This window comes from Mycobacterium sp. Soil_C_30 (assembly GCF_057656995.1).
Genome location: NZ_JBDGJH010000014.1, coordinates 79,444 through 97,718 on the forward strand (window position 1 = coordinate 79,444; position 18,275 = coordinate 97,718).

The window sequence follows — 18,275 nt, forward strand, 5'->3', positions numbered from 1 at the left end:
CCACTCGAGAACGTGGCGCTCAGAAGGCCAGGCGGGCGCGGCCGGGCCCGCTTAGCCTTCTGCCCATCCTGATGATCTCGAGGAAGACAGACGATTGAACTCAACCGCGGCTTCCGTCGAGCGTCTGCGCGGACACATGGGGGTGGTCCAACTCGCGTTCACGGTTCTTGCGTACAACGCCCCCGTGGTCGGCTTCCTGGCGTACATACCGGTGACCATCATGCTGGGAAACCGGGTAGGTACTCCTGTCGCGATGCTCGCCGGTGGGGCGGTCCTGGCTCTTCTCGCCGCCGGAATCGTGGCGATGGGACAGCGCGTGGACGCACCGGGTGGTTTCTACTCCCTCGTGACGGCGGGCCTCGGCAAGCGGGTCGGTCTCGGCGCCGGATACGCTGCCCTGGTCTGCTATTACGCGGCGATGATGACAGGCTGTGCCTTCGGCGGTATCGCCTTGAGTTCGCTCCTGGGCGCTGTCTACCGAGGGTCCGAAATCTCCTGGTGGGGTTACTCTCTCGTGCTTCTTGCAATCGCGAGCGTCCTCGGCTACTTCCGGATCGCCTTCTCGGCACGCGTACTCACTGTTCTGCTGTCATGTGAACTCGCGCTCATGGCGGTCTATGACATCGCGGTGATCTGTCGCATCGGATTCGACGCCTTCCGGCTTGATTCGTTCCAAGCCGAGCACATCTTCTCGGGTTCGGTCGGTATCGCGCTGCTGCTCTCCTTCGGCCTCTACGGTGGATTCGAAGCAACAGTGGTATTCCGTGAAGAGGTTCGCGATCCGGCGAAGACCATTCCACGAGCCACTTTTCTGGTCATCGGAATCGTCGCCGTATTCTGTGCTTGCACGACGTGGATCTTCATCAACTCCTATGGCGCCGATGTGATCATGGGTGCGGTCACGGACCCGACTGGCGCCGCGACCGGGAGCGTGCGGGAGTACGTCGGCGACCTTGCGCACCACCTCGCATTGATCCTCCTGGCCACGAGTTCGTTGGCGTTGGTGGTTGCCGCGCACAACATCTTGACCCGTTACGCGTTCAACCTCGGCGCCGATGGCATCTTCCCCCGAGCTTTGAGCAAGCTGCATCGCAGGCACGGCTCGCCGTCGCGTGCTTCGCTCACGGTCAGTGTGGTGGCGCTGCTCGGAATCGTCGGACTTGCCTCTGGGAGCGGCAATCTCGCAGTTCTTCAAGGTGGGGTGGCGGGGGTGTACGGCTACACGGCACTCGTTCTATTGATCATGGTGGCGATCTCGGTGATCGCTTACTTGCTGAAGAACCGCGGGGTGTTCCCCAACGGCGACAAGATGCCGCATGCCGTGGGGTGCGCGGTCGCCGCTGGTTTCCTGTTGTTCGCCCTGTGGGTCGGCACTGTCCAGTTCGACATCCTGTCCGGTCTCACCGGTACCGCGGCCGTGATGTTGTTGGCGGCGATCTGGGGGGTCGTGCTCTTCGGAATGGTCTCGGCCGGCGTCCTTCGCAGGAGGCGACCCGATGTCTACGCACGGATCGGGCGCCAGGAACATCACGTAACCATTTAGCTTCCAACACAATGTGGGCGTATCGATTTGTGTCTGCACACAGGTCCTTTCGCGCCTTCGAACGATAAAATGCCCTGATGACTGGTATCGATCGGCGCAGGAAGCTCCGTGCGTTGAAGTTCGATGCAGGCGCACCGGCCTACGCGCTGACCGGCCGCTCGTGACGCCACCGGTGCCCGGCGGCGTGAGCGTCCGCGATGTGGTCGAGTTGCGGCACCTTCAAGCGACATTGCTGGCCGGCGAAGCCGGGCTCGACCGCCGGGTGACGTGGGCGCATGTGAGCGATGCCTTTGACCCGTGGAACTGGCTCGAGCCGGGCGATTTGGTGCTCACGTGTGGTTACATCGTTCCGGCGGAGCCGTCGGCGCAGGCGCGGTTCGTCGAGAAGATGTTCGAGGCCGGGCTGAGTGGCATCGTGGTCGGCGAGGACGAACGCAGACCGCACCTGTCCCGAGAGATGCTGGCTGCGGCCGACCGGGTGGGTTTTCCGGTGATCGACGGTGCGCACGCCGTCGCATTCGCTCAGTACGTGCGGTTCGTCGCCGCCGCCAACGCCCGCGGCGAGGATCAGTCGTTCACCCAGATCGCCCGCGTGAATGGCGAGGTGATGGCGAGCCTGCGCGAGACGCTCGCGGGCACCGAGTTCGTCGGCCGGCTCAGCCGAGTGGTGGGCTGCACGCTGCACGTCGTTGACCCGGAAATGTGGGAACCCCTGATCCGTGGCGGCGAGATCCCCGGGCGCGAGTGGAAAGACGTCTACGACGCCGAGGTCGGTCGCTCGTCTGGCCGCGCGCCGTTCGTGATGAACCTGACGGTCGGTAACCGCTCGGCACTGACCATGCCGATCCCCAGCGAGCGGTCGGCCTGCATCGTGGCCTTCCCCGAAGGTGACTCACGGCCCCGGCTCGCAGTGTTGCAGCAAATCGCCGCCGCATGCGCTCTGGAGATCGGCCGGGTGGATGCGGCGGTGGAGCGTTCCCGCCGGTCAGGTGCCGGGCTGCTCAACGATGGTCTCAACGGCAGGCTGGAACCGTCGGTCCTGACCGCGCTGTTCCACGGGCGCCGCCTGCAGGGGGAACTCCGCGTGTTGGCGGTCGACGGCCGCCCCGCAGCGATCGACAGGCTCGCTCGCAGATGGCTGATCCGTGGCATCCCGTTTCTGCTCGGCGAGATCGGCCAGGTCGCCGTGGCGGTGGTCCGGGCCGTCGACGTCTCGCAGGCTGAACTCGAGGAACGCACCGCGCTGGAACGTTGGCGCGCCGGGCTGAGTGACCCGTTTGTGGAAACCGGCAATCTCGGCGACGCTGTGCGCCAAGCGAGATGGGCGCTGGAGACCGTCAGCCCGGACGGCTCGGCGCTGGCACTCTACGGCGACAGCAGCCCGTCCTTCCTGCCCCGCACGCTCGCGGAATCCGTGTTGGCGGCCGAGCGGGTGCTGGGCCCGCTCATCGAGTACGACCGGGAACAGGGCACCGAGCTGATCAAGACGCTCCAGGCGTATCTGGAGTGCGACCGTTCGCCGAGCCGCGCAAGTGAACTGCTGTTCATCCACACACAGACCGTCAACTACCGGATTGCGCGGATTCAGGAGCTGACGGGCAGGTCCATGCGGTCCACCGGCGACGTGAGCGAACTCTGGTTCGCCCTGCGGGCGCTCGCGCTCTCACGCGCCACTTAGGCACACCTGTGCGCACATATGACCCGCGCGACGCAGGTCATGCCGAGGCACAGTGGGCAGCAACGAATCCCAGTGGCAGGCTGCCACGGGTGATCAGCGAGGAGAAGCAGTCATGAGCCCGTCGTTCCAAGGACGCAGCGTGATCGTCACCGGCGTCGCCTCCGGTCTCGGGAGTGCCCTGGCACGGGAGTTCGCCGCCGAGGGCGCACACGTGCTGGGCTGCGACGTCAACGACGAACCTGGAACGGCAGTGATGGCAGGCATCGGGCTTTACCGCCACACCGACGTCTCCAAAGAAGCAGAGGTCTCCGCACTCGTCGACGAGGCGGTAGAGCGGTTCGGTCGGCTCGACGTCATGGTCAACAACGCCGCGATCCAGGTCGAGAGGGAATTGGCCGACACCACCGAGGAACAACTCGATCGTGTGCTCGCCGTCAACCTGAAGGGGCCGTTCTTCGGCTGCAAGCACGCCATCCGCGTGATGCGGGGCGCGGGCGGTGGCGCGATCGTCAATGTGTCGTCGGTGCTCGCCCTGGCCGGTGACCCCATGCTGGCGGCCTACGGTGCCGCGAAGGGCGGGGTGCTGGCGATGACCAAGTCGGCCGCAGTGAAATACGGGCGTGACAAGATTCGATGTAATGCCGTGTGCCCGGGCGACATCCAGACCGAAATGGTGGAGGCGTATTTCGCGGCGGCCGAAGACCCAGCTGCACTGCGCGCCCAGGCCGAGGGCGAGTACCCGCTCGGTCGGATAGGCCAGCCCCGCGAGGTGGCCAGGACAGTGTTGTTCCTCGCCTCCGATGACGCTGCATTCGTCACCGGCGAGGCGCTCGTGGTCGACGGTGGCCTGCTGGCCGAGTGCTACTGATGGCGCTGCAGAAGCTGGGGGTCGTCCACACCGTCTCCCAGCTCGCTTCGACCTTCTCCGAACTCGCCGGAGAACTTTTGCCTGGGGTCGAGACCACCGTCATCGCCGACGAACTCCTGCTCAAAAGGACGGTCCGCGACGGCGCCGTCGACGCCATGACGCGGGACCGGCTTCACGGCCATGTCGCCGCACTGGCCGGCTTCGGTGTTGATGCCGTGCTCGTGACGTGCTCGTCGGTGGGAGCCGTGGTGGACGAGATCGCGCGGGTGACGGCAGTCCCCGTGCTGCGGGTGGACCGTGCCATGGCAGAACGTGCCGTCACGCTCGGCGCGCGCATCGGTGTACTCGCCACCCTGTCAACGACTCTCGCCCCGACCACCGAACTGGTCGAGGCCGCCGCGCAGGAGGCAGACCGGGCCGTCACGGTGGTGTCGCGACTCTGCGACGGCGCGTTCGCTGCGTTGGACCGCGGCGACCGCGCACGACACGACACGATCGTCGCCGAGGAACTCGACCGGCTGGCAGGCGAGGTCGACGTCGTGGTGCTCGCGCAGGCCTCGATGGCGCGGATCGCCGCGCTGCGGCCCGCAGGCGGGACCCCGGTGCTGTCGAGTCCGCGGCTGGCGATGGAGCGGCTCGCTTGTATGCCGTGATGAGCAGCCCGCCGACGTTGGTACCTCCAACTAATGGTGCAGGTCAGAGGAATCCTTGAGCATGATTGACGTGGATGTGAACTGGAAGCCCCGGATCGTCGGGCTCGGCGGTACCACCCGGTCGGGGTCGTCGTCCGAGCGGGCCCTGCGCGCCGCATTGGACCTGGCCCAACGCGCCGGTGCGGACACCGACATCGTATTGGCCGATGAACTGGACCTGCCGGCATACGCGCCGGAACGTGGGCCGATCGACCCGCGGGCCGCCCGGCTGGTGGATCTCGTCCGCCGTGCGGACGGGGTCATCATCGCCAGCCCGGGTTTCCACGGCGGGCCATCGGGCCTCATCAAGAATGCGCTGGACCACCTGGAGGAGCTGCGCGAAGACGCACGGCCGTACCTCGACGGCCGTGCGATCGGGTGCATCGTGTGCGCGGCAGGATGGCAGGCGACGGCCACCACGCTCGCGGCCCTGCGGTCGACGGTCCACGCTCTGCGGGGCTGGCCGACGCCGTTGGGCGTCACGATCAACTCGACCCCGGCCGGCGATGCGGATCCGATCGTGGCCGCGGCGCCGCAGCTCGGCCTACTCGTGGACCAGGTTGTCGGGCTGGCCCGCTGGCAACGGGCGGCGACCGCCGTCGGAGTCGCGTCGTGACCGAACCGCAGACGTCGACCGGCGTTCCCGCTTCGGTCCTCGGACCCGGACTCCGCACCCTGGTCGAAGGTGTGCAGCACGCCGAGGGCGTGTGTTGGTCCCCTGCCGAGCAGATGTTGTACGCGGGTGGAGAGGGCGGTCAGCTCTACCGTTTCGGTCTCGAGGGCGGAAACTTCGACACGGTCTGTACCGTGCCCGGCGGCTCCATGCTCGGACTCGCGCTCGACGGTGCCGGTGCGGTGTACGTCTGCGACGTCGGCAACGGGTGCATCCAGAAGATCGAGCCCGGCGGCCACATCCGCCGGTACGGCGCCGCGATCGGGTACCCGAACTACCCCGTTTTCGACGGAGACGGCCGGCTGTGGGTCTCCGATTCTGGCGACTGGGGCCAGGCGACCGGCGGGATTGTGCGCATCGACCCCGACGGCGCCACCGAGCGGATACTGGAAGGCCTGCACTTCGCCAACGGCCTTGCGCTCTACGGAGATTGGCTGTACGCCGTCGAATCGACCTGGCCACGGATCGTGCGGATCCCGCTGACCGGCGGTGAGCCGGAACCGGTGATCGTTCTCGACCGCGCGGTCCCGGACGGCATCGCGTTCGACACCGAAGGCGGCCTGTGGATCGGTTGTTGGCAGCCCAACCGTGTGTACCGCCTCACCCCGGACGGCGCGCTCGACGTCGTCGTCGACGACTGGTCCGGTGTGTACGCGCCGACGCCGACGAACCTCGCGTTCGCCGGGCCCGAGCTCGACGTCCTGGTACTCGCCTCTCTGGGCACGCTGGTGGTGACCGCGTGTGATCCGGGGTTCCGCGGCGCGCCGCTGCACCTGCCGGTCGGGCTGAGCTGACGACCTACAACGGAAGGATCTGCAGATGTACGACGTTTTGGTGATCGGCGCGGGATTCGCAGGGCTGACGGCCGCACGCGATCTCGCCAAGGACGGGAAGAAGGTGCTGATCGTGGAGGCGCGCGACCGCATCGGCGGGCGCACCTGGTACCGGCCTTTCGCCGACACCGATTTCTTCATCGAGATGGGCGGCAACTGGCTCGATCCGGACGGCAACGAAGCGCTGATGGCCGAGGTGCACCGCTACGGGATCACGCTGTCCCAGAGCCCGCGCGCCGAGAATCACGTCTCCCTGCTGGACGGCGTTCTCAGCCATGACGCCTGCCCTATCTCCGCCGATGACGAGCTCGCGTTGAAGGGCTTTGTCCAGGAGGCCTCCGCGCAGGTACGACGAATCAATTCGGCGCTGCCGCTGGATATTCAGGGCGTCTCCGACCTCGATGTCCCCCTCGGGGACTACCTGGACGGTTTCGGGCTGTCGGCGACGCTGCGTGAGTTGATGGGCGCCTGGATTCGTCAGGAGACGGGGTGTCATGAGTCGCAGATCTCCGCTCTGCATCTGATGTCGTGGATCCCGAATCTCAACGACGACGTGCTGGCGATCGGTGGCACGCCGACCCACCGTTTCGCCGCGGGAACCATCGACCTGTTGCAGCGGATGCTGGACGACTCCGGCGCCGAGCTGCGACTGTCGACGCCGGTGGCGTCGGTGACACAGACAGCTGAGAGCGTCGAAGTATGCACCCACAGTGGCGAACGGCTGCGGGCGCGCGGCGCTGTCGTGGCGGTTCCCCTGAATTGTCTGCCCGACATCGCTTTCGAGCCCGAACTGTCGCCGGAGAAAGCCGCCGGTGTGGCGATCGGCCAGTCCGGCGCCGCGAAGAAGCTGTGGGCGCTCGTCACGGATCTGCCGCCCAAGCTCCTTGCGATCGGCGAGCACGCCGAGCCGATCGACGTCTTCTTCACCGACTACCCGGCTGACGACACCGGCCTGGGTGGCGACCTCGTGGTCGGTTTCTCGACACAGGAACGTCGACTGGACATGCTGGACCGCGACGACATGGAAGTGGCCATCCGGCGTTATATCCCTGGCGCGGGGGTTCTGAAGGTCGACGGATACGACTGGCTCGCCGACCCGTATTCCAAGGGAACCTGGTGTGCGGCACCCGCAGGGCTGCTGTCGAGATACGCCTCCGCACTCGAGGCCGACGAGGGCAGGCTCGTGTTCGCCGGTTCTGACATCGCGCATGCGTTCCGTGGCTGGATGGAGGGTGCTGTGGCGACCGGCGGCGTCGCCGCGGCCCGACTGTCAGCCATTCTGGCCGAAGCGTGATCTGCGTAGATCCCCTGTACCGCACAGTTTTTCACCTCGTTACGATAGGAGACCCCGATGAGCTTTGCCCGTGACCTTCAGGCGTCCGTGTGGGAGGCCGAATGCCGGCACGACATCGATGGCCTGTTGAGCCACTTTCACCCCGACGCCACCTTTCACGCTACCGGCAAGCCTCTGATGAAGGGCCACGACGGAATCCGCGAAATGACCGAGGACTTCTTCCGGGCTTTCCCGGAACTGGAAGTCGACATCCTGGACGAATGGGGTGACGGCGAGACCTCGGCTGTCATTGAGTTCCGGGCGCGTATGAAGGACCACGACGGCAACCGGTTCACATTGCAGGGGGTCAACATCGTCGAGATCGAGGGTGAGAAGTTCAAGACGGTCCGCTCCTACGAGGAAGCGCCCGCCCCGGCCATCGACTGACCGAACAGTGCAACGAAGGGGCGGTGTCCGGGACTGGACACCGCCCCATTTCGGCATTGGCAGGTGACCCGGGTTCAGGCGCTTAGATCTCCGACTAACGCAAGGTTAACGGTCCATGTCTGCGCACAATGGTGCAGCGCTGGTGGGGCCGCAAAACTGGGCGCCATGGTCAATCGGCTGGAAAACAAAGTCGCACCGGGCGCGCCACCGCTGCGCAACGAGACCGGCGAGCCGGCGATACGCGTGAGGGGTCTCTGGAAAGTCTTCGGTCCCAAGCCTCATCGGATTGTCGATGACCGTGAACTGGCTCACCTGGGCCGCGCCGAACTGCGATCGCGGACAGGCTGTACGGCCGCGGTACGTGAGGTGAATTTCGACGTGATGCCCGGAGAGGTGTTCGTCATCATGGGCCTGTCGGGTTCGGGAAAGTCAACGTTGATCCGGTGTCTGACCCGTCTCATCGAGCCCACAGCCGGCCAGGTCCTCTACCGGGGACGAGACGTCCTGGGCTTCGATAGAGAGCAGCTGCGCGACCTTCGACGCAACGAATTCTCCATGGTGTTCCAGCATTTCGGATTGCTGCCGCACAAGACGGTCCTGGAGAACGTATCCTACGGTCTCAAGGTGCGTGGTGAAGACTCGAAGAGCCGCGAGTCGCGCGCCCACGAGGTGATCAAGCTGGTGGGGCTGGAAGGGTTCGAATCTGCCCACCCCGAACAACTGTCGGGCGGCATGCAGCAGCGTGTCGGGCTGGGCCGCGCTCTTGCCGGCGACCCTGACGTGTTGTTGTTCGACGAACCGTTCTCAGCGCTCGATCCACTCATTCGCCGCGATATGCAGTCCGAAGTGGCGCGCCTGCACCGCGAAATGGGCAAGACCATCGTGTTCATCACCCACGATCTCGACGAGGCGCTCAAACTCGGCGACCGTATCGCGCTTATGCAGGATGGCGAACTCGTCCAGGTCGGAACCGGCGCAGACCTCGTCGGTTCCCCGGCCACGAAGTACGTCAAGGACTTCGTTCGTGACGTCAGCCGGGAGAAGGTGCTACCCGTCAGCTGGATCATGAAACAAGCCGACGGGCAGCAGATTTCGAGCACCGTCACCCGGGAGACGCTGATCTGCGATGCCATCGAGCCGCTGCTCGGGGCTGATGGGCCCCTTGGGGTCACCGACGGAGACCGCCTGATCGGCTGCCTCGACGTCCGAGATGTCTTGTCCCTACTACAGAAGAACTCCGCCCTGCACCTCGATACAAGTAAGGCTGATCCGCAACGATGAAGACCCTCCTCCCGTCCAAGAACCTCCACAAGCTGTGGAGAACAACCCTTTTGCTCGGAGTCTCCACCGTCCTGGCGGTGTCCTGCGCCAGCCCGCCTCAGGCAGGCGAGGAAGCGGTCGAGGTCAACGAGGAAGTCGGTACCGCCATTGCCGCAGAGGGTGAAATCGTGCTCGCGCAGATGAACTGGACCAACCAGCAGCTCAACACCGAGATGGCCCGCAGGGTGCTCACGGCGATGGGCGCCGACGTCACCGTGCAAGCACTCGACGATACCACCGTATTCGCCGCGATGTCCGAGAGCGACAACATGGTGGACATGGTGGTCTTCCGGCCCACAGCGCAGAAGTTCTGGGACGAGTACGTGACCGGGAAGAAGACGGTCGCACAGATCGGGGAGACCGGATACGAGACCGTGGAGGGCTGGTACGTGCCCACCTACATGATCGAGGGCGATCCGCAGCGTGGCATCGAGCCGTCGTGTCCGGGCCTGCCTGACTACCGCGCGATCAACGATTGCGCCGCGGTGTTCGCGACGCCCACCACCGATGGCAAGGCACGCTATCTCGCGGGAGACCCCGCCTGGGAACCGCTGTTCGGCGACCAACAGCGCATCGAGAATCTCGGCCTGAACGTCAAACAGGAGTACGCGGGCTCGGAGGCCGCACTGGTGGCTGAGTTCAAGCGCGCTCTGGATCGAGGCGAGCCGGTGATGGGGCTGATGTGGAACCCGCACATGCTCTTCGCCAAGTACGACCTCACACTGGTGGAGATGCCGCCGTATTCAAAGGAGTGTTGGGGCACCACCTACGCGTGTGCCTGGGAGGTCGCATCCAATTCGATTGTGGCGTCAGCAGACTTCGCCGCCGGGCACCCGGTCGCGACGAAGTTCCTCGAAGCGTACTCACTGCCGGTTGACGCGCAGAACGAGATCATGCTGAACATCGAGGAGCAGGGCCTGACGGTCGAAGAAGCGGTCGATGAGTGGATGACGGCCAACGAATCCGTCTGGCAGTCCTGGATTCCGGCGTCTGTCTGATGGTGACTGCCGCTCCGCCCACCGGAACCACCACACGGCTGACACCGGCAGGCGCATACCTGAGGTCAGTCAGTGCGCTACCGCTGGCGCTGGGCATTCTGGTTCTGGCGTGGCTCTTCTCGGCTCCGGCGCCGGGATTCCGGTTACCACTGGGAGAGAGTGCCGCGGCGGTCGCCGATTGGTTCGTCGAGAACTGCGACTGGTTCTACGAGCCGATCGCCGCCGTGACCCGCGGGCTGCTCAGTGCATTTCTGCTGTGGCTGCAGCTCATCCCGGCGCCCGCACTGTGTGTCGCGCTAGTGGCTCTGGCCTGGTTCGCGGCAGGAACAGGCTTGGCGCTGCTGACTGGCGTGGCCTTGCTGTGGGTGATCGGCACCGGTCTGTGGCGTCCGTTGCTCGAGACCCTGGCCCTCGTGTCGATTTCGGTTTCTGCCGCCGCTGCGATAGGGGTCGTGCTCGGAATCTGCACCGCGATGCTGCCGCGGTTGCGGGGCCCGGTCGGGGTGCTGCTCGACGCCATGCAGACCATTCCGGTGTTCGTCTACCTGCTTCCCGTGGTGCTGGTTTTCGGTCCGGGCAACACCGCCGCGGTGGTGGTGACGATCATCTACGCTCTGCCCCCGATGGTTCGGCTGACCGAGTTGGGCATCCGACTGGTGCCCCACGCCACCGTGGAAGCGGCGAGTTCCATGGGGGTGACGCGCTGGCAGCTACTGCGGGATGTGCAGGTGCCGCTGTCCCTTCCGCAGATCCGGGCAGGCCTCAACCAGACCATCATGCTGGCGATCGCCATGTCGGTGATCGCTGCGATCATCGGCGCGGGCGGACTCGGCTCCCCGGTGTGGTCCAGCCTGGGCAGGCTAGAGTTCGGACTCGCCCTTGACGCGGGAATCGCACTGGTGCTGATCGCCATCATCCTCGACCGCGCGAGTGGTGCCTCGTCTCGACCCGCCCAGCCGCCTTTTCGGAGGCGGGCCACAATCGCCGGTGGCGCCATCGTTGCGGCCGTCATCGCCTGCGGATCCATCGGCAGCCTTCGCTTCGCCGATTTCTCCAGTGCCCCACAGTGGCTGGACTTTTCGCTGCGTGGGCGCGCCGACGCTCTGGTCGACTGGCTCAACCTCAGCGGCGCGGCATTCATCGACCCGATAAAGAACACGCTCGTGGTATACCTGCTGAATCCGCTCAACAGTGCCTTGGCCGGTGTTCCCTGGCTGGTCATTGTGGCGATCGTCGGAATCGCCGGTTACACCCTTTTGGGTATGCTGCGGGCAGTCCTGCTGGCCGCACTGATTTCCGGTATCGGATTCCTCGGCCTGTGGTCGGAGGCACGAGAAACCGTTGCCATCACTGGAGTCTCGGTCGTGCTGACGCTGGCCGTCGCCATCCCACTCGGCATCCTCGCCAGCGCGGACGCCCGGGTGGAACGTGCGCTGCGCCCGGTCCTGGACACCCTGCAGAGTCTGCCGATCTTCCTGTTCGTCATCCCCGCGGTCGTGGTGCTCGGATCGGGGCTGCCAGCGGGCATCCTGGCCACGGTGCTCTACACACTCGCGCCGGCCTGCCGGTTGACCTGCCTGGCCATCAAGGAAGTGCCCCCCGGGCCCATCGAGGCCTCGACCTCGGTGGGAGCCACCTTTTGGCAACGGCTACGCACGGTGTCGCTGCCATTGGGGGCACCGATGATCCTCACGGGTATCAATCAGAGCGTGACGATGGCATTGGCCATGACCGTGGTCAGTTCGTTCATCGGCGCACCCGGTCTGGGACGCACCATTCTGGTGGCCGTTGCTCAAGTCGACCTGGCGGCCGGCATTTCGGCGGGACTCTGCATGCTGATCCTGGCCACCGTGTTCAGTCAGCTCATGACCGGTCTGGTCGGTGTCATCCGGCGCGCCGAGCACGTCCAGTAGTTCTCGAGGAAGCGATCATGCATACCGCCCTTCAACTCAGTGCCGTGGACTTTGCCATCGAGATCGGCGGTTTCCCAGGTGATCTGGCGTCAGTGTTCCCCGACTGGCAGCAGCATGACAGGTTCGGCATCGTTGTCCATGAACCCTTTGGCGCCATCGGTGCCAGCTATCTGATTCAGGCGTCCATCGTCGCCTTCTACGACGTGCGACCAGAGCGCCGCGCTGGACGCGGACCCGGAATAGCCGAGCCCAACGAGGTGGCGATATACCCGGAGATCTACGTATTCCACGTGGGTGGCCGCCACGGTGACCACAGCATGTTCGACTTCTGGCCGGCCCGCAAGGAGGTCTTCGTCGGCGCCGACGCCCGGTTGGTCCTCGACGCCATCAACGACCGGGCGATCACCCGCCTGGCTGTCCCGGACGGCCCGCCGACGCCGGTGGAGCACGAGTACAAGGAACCCGCCGCCGCACGCGACCGGATCCAGAGCGTGTTCGCCTATTCGGCGACGGGGCGGGTTGATCCGGCCGACGTCACGATTCGCGGCATCGGAGCTTCCGTCGAGAGCAATCCGCTCGACGTCCTCGACCCCGTGAAGATGTGCGCCGAGGTGTCCGATCCCGGTTTCAGGCGCCTGGATTCCACGGACCAGATTCTGCTGCACCGGGAGTGGGCCCACCTGGTGCTTCAGCGCGCCGACGAGGCACAGCACGGGCTTGAACTGGCGCGATCACGCCGAGCGGCGCTGGGAGAAGCGCCGGGTCTGCGTGAGACGTACCGACGGATCAGCGTCGACGATGCGTTGACGCGTCTGGTGCCCACAGCCTGAAAGGGCGGCATCCGAGTCTGGAAGCCGCCCTTCACAGGAGATCCCCCGCTAGACGGTGTTCCAGATCGTGTATACCTTGCGCACCGTCTCCCGGATGTCCCAGGTGCCGCGCCACCCGTCCGGGGCGATGAGGACGACGCCGGGACGAATCTCGTGGACGGTGCCGTCAGCGGTGGTGATCGTGCCGGCACCGGTGAGGAAGTGCATCAACTCCGTGTCACCGTTGCGCGCGGATTCGAAGCTGCCGGGAGTGCACTCCCAGACGCCGCTGCGTCCACCCGAGTCATGGTGCAACACATGGAACGACTCGACCGGCGCACCGGCCAGGGCGGGTTCACGCCATCGCTGGACGCTCAACTGCAGCTTCCCGGGCTCTGCGTCGTAGACGATGGCCGGCACCGTGTCGCCGGTCATGCGCTGACCACTGCACGAGCGCCGACCGTGGCGATCCGCGGGCCGACCTCGCGTCCCAATAGTTCGAGATGACGCCGGTACGGCTCGGGATCTCGGCTGAAGTCGAATGTGAACGACAGCAGAGCACCGATGCCGCCGAGATCGTCGTTGAACTGGGTGATCTTCTCGACCACTGTGTCCGGCGATCCGACGAGGAAGAAGTGATCGACCATCCACTCGAGCGTCAGCTCGTCGATGGTCATACCGGGATCGAGGAGTAGTTCGCCGAGCGCGTACGGCTTACCGCCGCGGTCTCGAACCACGCGAAACGTCGGGAGCACCAGTTCATCCCAGGTGCGGCCCGCCGGCCCCTCCAGAAACAGACGACGTGCCTCCTCATCGGTCTCGGCGACGAAGACGTCGCGCATGATGCGCCAGTTCGCCCGGTTGGGAGTGTGGCCGGCCTCGGTCGCGGCGTGCGCGTAGGTGTCCCACTGCTGGCGGAGAGCGGCCATGCCGACCTGCTGGCTCATCGGGGAGAACCCGCGCCGGGCGGCGTCGGTGAATGTAGGTGACGTGGGCTGGACGCCGGTCATCACCACCTCGGGACGTGGCCGCTGAAAAGGCCTCAGGTGCGGGCCATTCCACTGATTTGAGTGTGCAGGCACGTCAACGGTCCAGAATTCGCCCTCGATCCGGAACGGTCCGGGGCGGGTCCAGATGGCCTCGATGATGTCGATGGCCTCGTCCATCATTTTCGCATTGCCCTGGCCGACACCGAAGAACTGCCCGTCCGTGGGGAACGAGCCAGGTGCGAACCCCGCGATGTAGCGCCCGGCCGTCATGTGGTCGAGGTACATGAGCCGAGTCGCCAGTGCCATCGGGTTGTGGTATGGCAGCAGGTGGGCCGCGGCGCCGAGCCGCAGCCGCTGGGTCTCGCGCGCGGCCGCGGCGATCATCAGATCAGGAGCGGGGTTGGGCTCGTGGCCGATGGTGTGATGCTCGGCAAAGAACAGTTCGGCGAGGCCGTATTCGTCTGCCCACCGGGCGATTTGGAGATCCCACTCGATCACTTCCTGCAGCGAGCGTCGGCCGGCGACGTACTCCTGCGCGTATGGCGGGCTGAAGAGTCCAAGGTCCATGACTTCGTTCGATTCCTTTTCGGTGGTACAGCGGTACCTCCCCAAGGTCGAGTAGTTCCCGCCCGGCCACAATTGACGCCGACCACAAACGTCGGGCCTTCGGCTGTAGATCCGCACAGGAGCTTAGATTTCGGATCAACAGACCTGCTGCGGTCCATGTTGGCGCACAATGGCGCGGCGGTTGAACGCCAACAAAACTCAGCGCCATGGTTAATCGGCTGGAAGGCAAAGTCGCGCTGGTCACCGGCGCCGCACAGGGGCAGGGCGCTGCGCACGCGGATCTGCTCGCACGTCAGGGCGCCCGCGTCATCGCGACCGATGTGCTCGACGAGCAGGGGGAGGCACTCGCCGAGCAACTCGACGCCGAGGGCCTCAAGGTCGTCTACCGCCATCTCGACGTTGCCTCGGAGAAGGACTGGGCCGCAGTCGTCGCCGGCATCGACCCCACCTGGGGGCCGATCAACGTCCTCGTCAACAACGCCGGTATCAGCTCGCCTGCCTCCGTCACCGACGTCAGCCTCGACGAGTGGAACCGCGTCACCGCGATCAACCAGACAGGCATCCTGCTGGGCATCCAGGCGGTTCTGCCGGGGATGATGTCGCAGGGTTCGGGATCCATCATCAACATCGCTTCCTCCTGGGCCCACCGCGGCGGCACGGAGAACGGGTTCATCGCCTACGTCACCACCAAGGCAGCGGTGCTGGGGATCACCCGCAACGCCGCGATGAACCTGGGCAGACATGGCATCCGTGTCAATTCGGTGTCACCGGGGTACGTCCGGACACCGCAGGTCGAGTATGCCGAGAAGACCGAACCGGACCGGGTCGCCAGAGATGTGGCGAAGATCCCGATGCGGCGTATGGCCCGCCCTGCCGAAATCGCCAAGACCATCGCGTTCCTCGCCTCCGATGAGTCGTCGTACACCACCGGTGTCGATCTCCTGGTCGACGGCGGCATCAACCTCACCTGAGTTCGCCGGCCTGCCGGCCCCCACCAACAAGCCCACCACGAATGAACATGGAGTGCCGCGCATGAAGCCCGATCGCCGTCTCCCGAGTTCCGACAGACCTGTCACCGCCATCACCCGTAGGAGGCTGCTCCAGGTGGGCGGCGCGGGGGCGTTGGCGCTGGCTGCGGGCGGCCTTGTTGCCTGCGGTGGGTCGGGGTCTGACCCGGCAACCGGTCCGGCCGACGGCGGCGGGGGAGCCCCCACGCGGGGCGGAGTTCTCCGCGTCGGCGCCACCTCCGGTGGCACCGGCGACACACTTGAAGCGCAGAGCCCCCTCACCACAATGGATTTCGTGCGGGTGGGAGCGATCTTCGAACAACTCGTCCAGATGAGTGGTACGACGGGCAGGCCGGAGTTGATACTCGCCGAATCCATCGAGCCCAACGCGGATGCGACGGAGTGGACCATCCGGGTCAAACCGGACATCACGTTCCACAGTGGCAAAGCGCTGAGCGCCGCCGACGTTCTGTTCTCGCTGCGGCGCATCGAACAGAACAACTTCCCCGGTCTCAGCACGATGGGGCCGGTGGATCTGGCCAACGCGAACGTGCTGGACGATCGCACGCTGCGCATTCCGTTCCGCGCGCCGTTCGGCATCTTCCTCGAAGGTCTCGCCGATGTCTTCGCCACACGGATCGTGCCCGAGGACTACGACCCCGCGACGCCCATCGGTACCGGGCCATTCCAGTTCGGCTCCTTCACCCCGGGGCAGCAATCGAGCTTCCCGCGATTCGACGGCTACTGGCAGAACGGCCAGCCCTATCTCGACGAACTGGTGATCATCAACTTCGCCGATGAGACGGCGCAGATCAACGCGCTGCAGTCCGGTCAGGTGGACCTCATCGACCAGCTGTCGTCCACGTCGGTGGGGCTGGTCGAACAGGCCGGTGGCACGGTCGTCGTCTCGAAGACCCGTGGCTTTGTGCCGCTGACGATGCGGGTGGACACCGCACCGTTCAGCGATGTTCGGGTGCGCCAGGCCCTGCGCCTGCTGGTCAACCGCCAGGACATGAACTCTCAGATCTACGGCGGCCTCGGCGCGATCGGCAACGACACCTACGGCGCGATCGACGCGGCGTACGAGGGAGCCAATCCGCAGCGCGAACAGGATCTGGACCAGGCCCGGTCGCTGCTGCGCTCGGCGGGGCATTCGGATCTACAGATCGAGCTCTTCTCCGCGGCTACCGGTCCCGGCGCGGAGGCCATGGCCAGTGTGTACGCCACGCAGGCCGAGCAGGCGGGCGTGAGGGTGCGGATCACCAAGCAGGATCCCACGCAGTTCTGGTCTCAGTCGTACTCGAAAGTGCCTTTCGCGCAGAGCTTCTGGAACACCGGTTCCTACCTGACCATGGCGGGCCACGGGATAGCGACGGGTGCGCCCTTCAACGAGATCCACCAGACCGACCCGGGCTGGCAGCGCATCTACGAGCAGGCGCTGGCGACCGTCGACCCGACGGCCCGTGGTGAGCTGGTGCGGGAGCTCCTGAAGTTCGACTACGACCAGGGTGGCTACATCATCCCGGTCTACTTCCCCGGCATCGAAGGCATGACTTCCGGTGTCGGCGGGGTCACCGAGAACATCACGGGCATCCCGATCAACGGAGGCAGTTGGCAGAACGTATGGCTACAGAGCTGACCATGACCGGTGACCAGGCAACACTCATCGCGGCTGCTACACCCGGGCCTTCAGGTGTCCGCGCGGCGCACCCCGTGCGCGACCTGCTGGTTTGGCGAATCCCATTGGCGCTGCTGTCGGTGGTCCTCGTCGGTGTCCTCACCTATGTCGCCACGCGACTGCTTCCCGGTGACGCGGCGGCGGCCGTGCTTGGGCAGTACGCGACACCGGAGGCGCTGGCGTCGATGCGGGCCGAGCTCGGGCTGGATCAGTCGCTGCTGCCCGGACTGTTCTCGTGGTTCGCTGACTTTGTCACCGGCCAGTATGGTGATTCGCTGGCCACCCGCGGACCTGTGACCGAACTCGTGCTCCCGCGCCTGCAGAATTCGGCAGTGCTGGTGATCGTCGTCGCCCTGGTGTCGACGTTGGTGGGCGTCGTCGGAGGCGTTGTCGCGGCGCACCGCCGCGACGGCAAGTTCGACGACTCGGCGTCCGCGCTCGCGCTGGTGGTCAGCGCGCTGCCCGAGTTCGTCGTCGGCGTCTTCGTGATCTTCGCGTTCTCGCTGGGCATCTTCAGCTGGTTTCCCGCCGTGTCGATCATTCCGCCCGAGGACCGCATCTGGGACCAGCCGGCAAAACTCGTCCTACCGGCTCTGACATTGGTGATCGTCACGGTGCCGTACATGTTCCGCATGGTGCGGGCGGCGATGATCGAGGCACTCACCAGTGACTACGCCGAGGTTGCCCAACTCAAGGGAGCCGGCACGGGTCGGCTGCTGTTCCGGCACGCGCTACCCAATGCGATCGCACCCGCCATCCAGGTCTTCGGACTGAACCTGCTGTATCTGGCCGGAGGAATTGTTCTGGTGGAGACCGTTTTCCAGTACCCGGGCATCGGGCTCGCGCTGGCCAGCGCGGTACAGAACCGCGACATCCCGGTACTGCAGTTCATCGTCGTTCTTCTGGCAATCCTCTACGTCACGCTGAACATCCTCACGGATGTTCTCGTACTCCTCTCGACCCCGCGCCGACGCGCACCCAGGTGAA

The 18,275-nt window shown here is 65.6% G+C and carries 17 protein-coding genes; 15 read left to right on the top strand and 2 right to left on the bottom strand.

The window, feature by feature from the left end; genetic code table 11:
* Positions 1 to 94: 94 nt before the first annotated feature.
* From AC3A6P_RS23555 to AC3A6P_RS23610, 12 genes are all read left to right on the top strand, one after another.
* Entirely contained in the window at positions 95 to 1,543 is a 1,449-nt protein-coding gene (locus AC3A6P_RS23555; RefSeq protein WP_487694269.1) for an APC family permease, read from the top strand.
* Positions 1,544 to 1,556: 13 nt separating this feature from the next.
* A complete protein-coding gene (locus AC3A6P_RS23560; RefSeq protein WP_487694271.1) occupies positions 1,557 to 3,221 on the top strand; it encodes a PucR family transcriptional regulator in 1,665 nt (554 codons plus the stop codon).
* Between the two features lie 112 nt (positions 3,222 to 3,333).
* Positions 3,334 to 4,089 carry an SDR family NAD(P)-dependent oxidoreductase gene (locus AC3A6P_RS23565; protein ID WP_487694272.1) on the top strand — a complete coding sequence of 252 codons (756 nt, stop codon included), beginning with the start codon at positions 3,334 to 3,336 and terminating at the stop codon, positions 4,087 to 4,089.
* Positions 4,089 to 4,742, top strand: a complete 654-nt coding sequence (locus AC3A6P_RS23570) for an aspartate/glutamate racemase family protein (protein ID WP_487694273.1) — start codon at positions 4,089 to 4,091, stop codon at positions 4,740 to 4,742. Before AC3A6P_RS23565 ends, AC3A6P_RS23570 begins: the two co-directional genes overlap by 1 nt.
* Before the next feature lie 61 nt (positions 4,743 to 4,803).
* The gene (locus AC3A6P_RS23575) at positions 4,804 to 5,397 is read left to right on the top strand and encodes an NADPH-dependent FMN reductase (RefSeq protein WP_487694274.1); all 594 of its coding nucleotides are present in this window, start codon (positions 4,804 to 4,806) and stop codon (positions 5,395 to 5,397) included.
* Positions 5,394 to 6,248, top strand: a complete 855-nt coding sequence (locus tag AC3A6P_RS23580) for an SMP-30/gluconolactonase/LRE family protein (RefSeq protein WP_487694276.1) — start codon at positions 5,394 to 5,396, stop codon at positions 6,246 to 6,248. The genes AC3A6P_RS23575 and AC3A6P_RS23580 overlap by 4 nt, the downstream gene beginning before the upstream one ends.
* A 25-nt stretch (positions 6,249 to 6,273) precedes the next feature.
* Complete coding sequence (locus tag AC3A6P_RS23585) at positions 6,274 to 7,581, top strand: flavin monoamine oxidase family protein (protein WP_487694278.1); 1,308 nt, start codon at positions 6,274 to 6,276, stop codon at positions 7,579 to 7,581.
* A 57-nt stretch (positions 7,582 to 7,638) separates the two neighbouring features.
* Positions 7,639 to 8,007, top strand: a complete 369-nt coding sequence (locus AC3A6P_RS23590; RefSeq protein ID WP_487694279.1) for a nuclear transport factor 2 family protein — start codon at positions 7,639 to 7,641, stop codon at positions 8,005 to 8,007.
* A gap of 63 nt (positions 8,008 to 8,070) precedes the next feature.
* The gene (locus AC3A6P_RS23595) at positions 8,071 to 9,288 is read left to right on the top strand and encodes a quaternary amine ABC transporter ATP-binding protein (protein ID WP_487694280.1); all 1,218 of its coding nucleotides are present in this window, start codon (positions 8,071 to 8,073) and stop codon (positions 9,286 to 9,288) included.
* Entirely contained in the window at positions 9,285 to 10,325 is a 1,041-nt protein-coding gene (locus AC3A6P_RS23600; protein ID WP_487694281.1) for a glycine betaine ABC transporter substrate-binding protein, read from the top strand. Before AC3A6P_RS23595 ends, AC3A6P_RS23600 begins: the two co-directional genes overlap by 4 nt.
* Positions 10,325 to 12,238 (top strand): ABC transporter permease, encoded by a 1,914-nt coding sequence (locus AC3A6P_RS23605; RefSeq protein WP_487694283.1) that lies wholly within the window; start codon positions 10,325 to 10,327, stop codon positions 12,236 to 12,238. Before AC3A6P_RS23600 ends, AC3A6P_RS23605 begins: the two co-directional genes overlap by 1 nt.
* 17 nt (positions 12,239 to 12,255) lie before the next feature.
* Positions 12,256 to 13,068 (top strand): hypothetical protein, encoded by an 813-nt coding sequence (locus AC3A6P_RS23610; RefSeq protein ID WP_487694284.1) that lies wholly within the window; start codon positions 12,256 to 12,258, stop codon positions 13,066 to 13,068.
* 48 nt (positions 13,069 to 13,116) lie between these two features.
* Here the strand turns inward: AC3A6P_RS23610 and AC3A6P_RS23615 are convergent, their stop codons facing one another.
* Positions 13,117 to 13,482 carry a cupin domain-containing protein gene (locus tag AC3A6P_RS23615; RefSeq protein WP_487694285.1) on the bottom strand — a complete coding sequence of 122 codons (366 nt, stop codon included), beginning with the start codon at positions 13,480 to 13,482 and terminating at the stop codon, positions 13,117 to 13,119.
* The gene (locus AC3A6P_RS23620; protein WP_487694286.1) at positions 13,479 to 14,603 is read right to left on the bottom strand and encodes an LLM class flavin-dependent oxidoreductase; all 1,125 of its coding nucleotides are present in this window, start codon (positions 14,601 to 14,603) and stop codon (positions 13,479 to 13,481) included. Before AC3A6P_RS23620 ends, AC3A6P_RS23615 begins: the two co-directional genes overlap by 4 nt.
* Positions 14,604 to 14,809: 206 nt before the next feature.
* On the opposite strand from AC3A6P_RS23620, the gene AC3A6P_RS23625 reads away from it, so the two are divergent.
* From AC3A6P_RS23625 to AC3A6P_RS23635, 3 genes are all read left to right on the top strand, one after another.
* Positions 14,810 to 15,574: an SDR family NAD(P)-dependent oxidoreductase gene (locus AC3A6P_RS23625; protein ID WP_487694287.1), complete on the top strand. Its 765-nt coding sequence runs from the start codon at positions 14,810 to 14,812 to the stop codon at positions 15,572 to 15,574.
* A 61-nt stretch (positions 15,575 to 15,635) separates the two neighbouring features.
* Positions 15,636 to 17,249: an ABC transporter substrate-binding protein gene (locus AC3A6P_RS23630; RefSeq protein WP_487694288.1), complete on the top strand. Its 1,614-nt coding sequence runs from the start codon at positions 15,636 to 15,638 to the stop codon at positions 17,247 to 17,249.
* 2 nt (positions 17,250 to 17,251) lie between these two features.
* The gene (locus AC3A6P_RS23635; protein ID WP_487694289.1) at positions 17,252 to 18,274 is read left to right on the top strand and encodes an ABC transporter permease; all 1,023 of its coding nucleotides are present in this window, start codon (positions 17,252 to 17,254) and stop codon (positions 18,272 to 18,274) included.
* Position 18,275 lies beyond the last annotated feature (1 nt).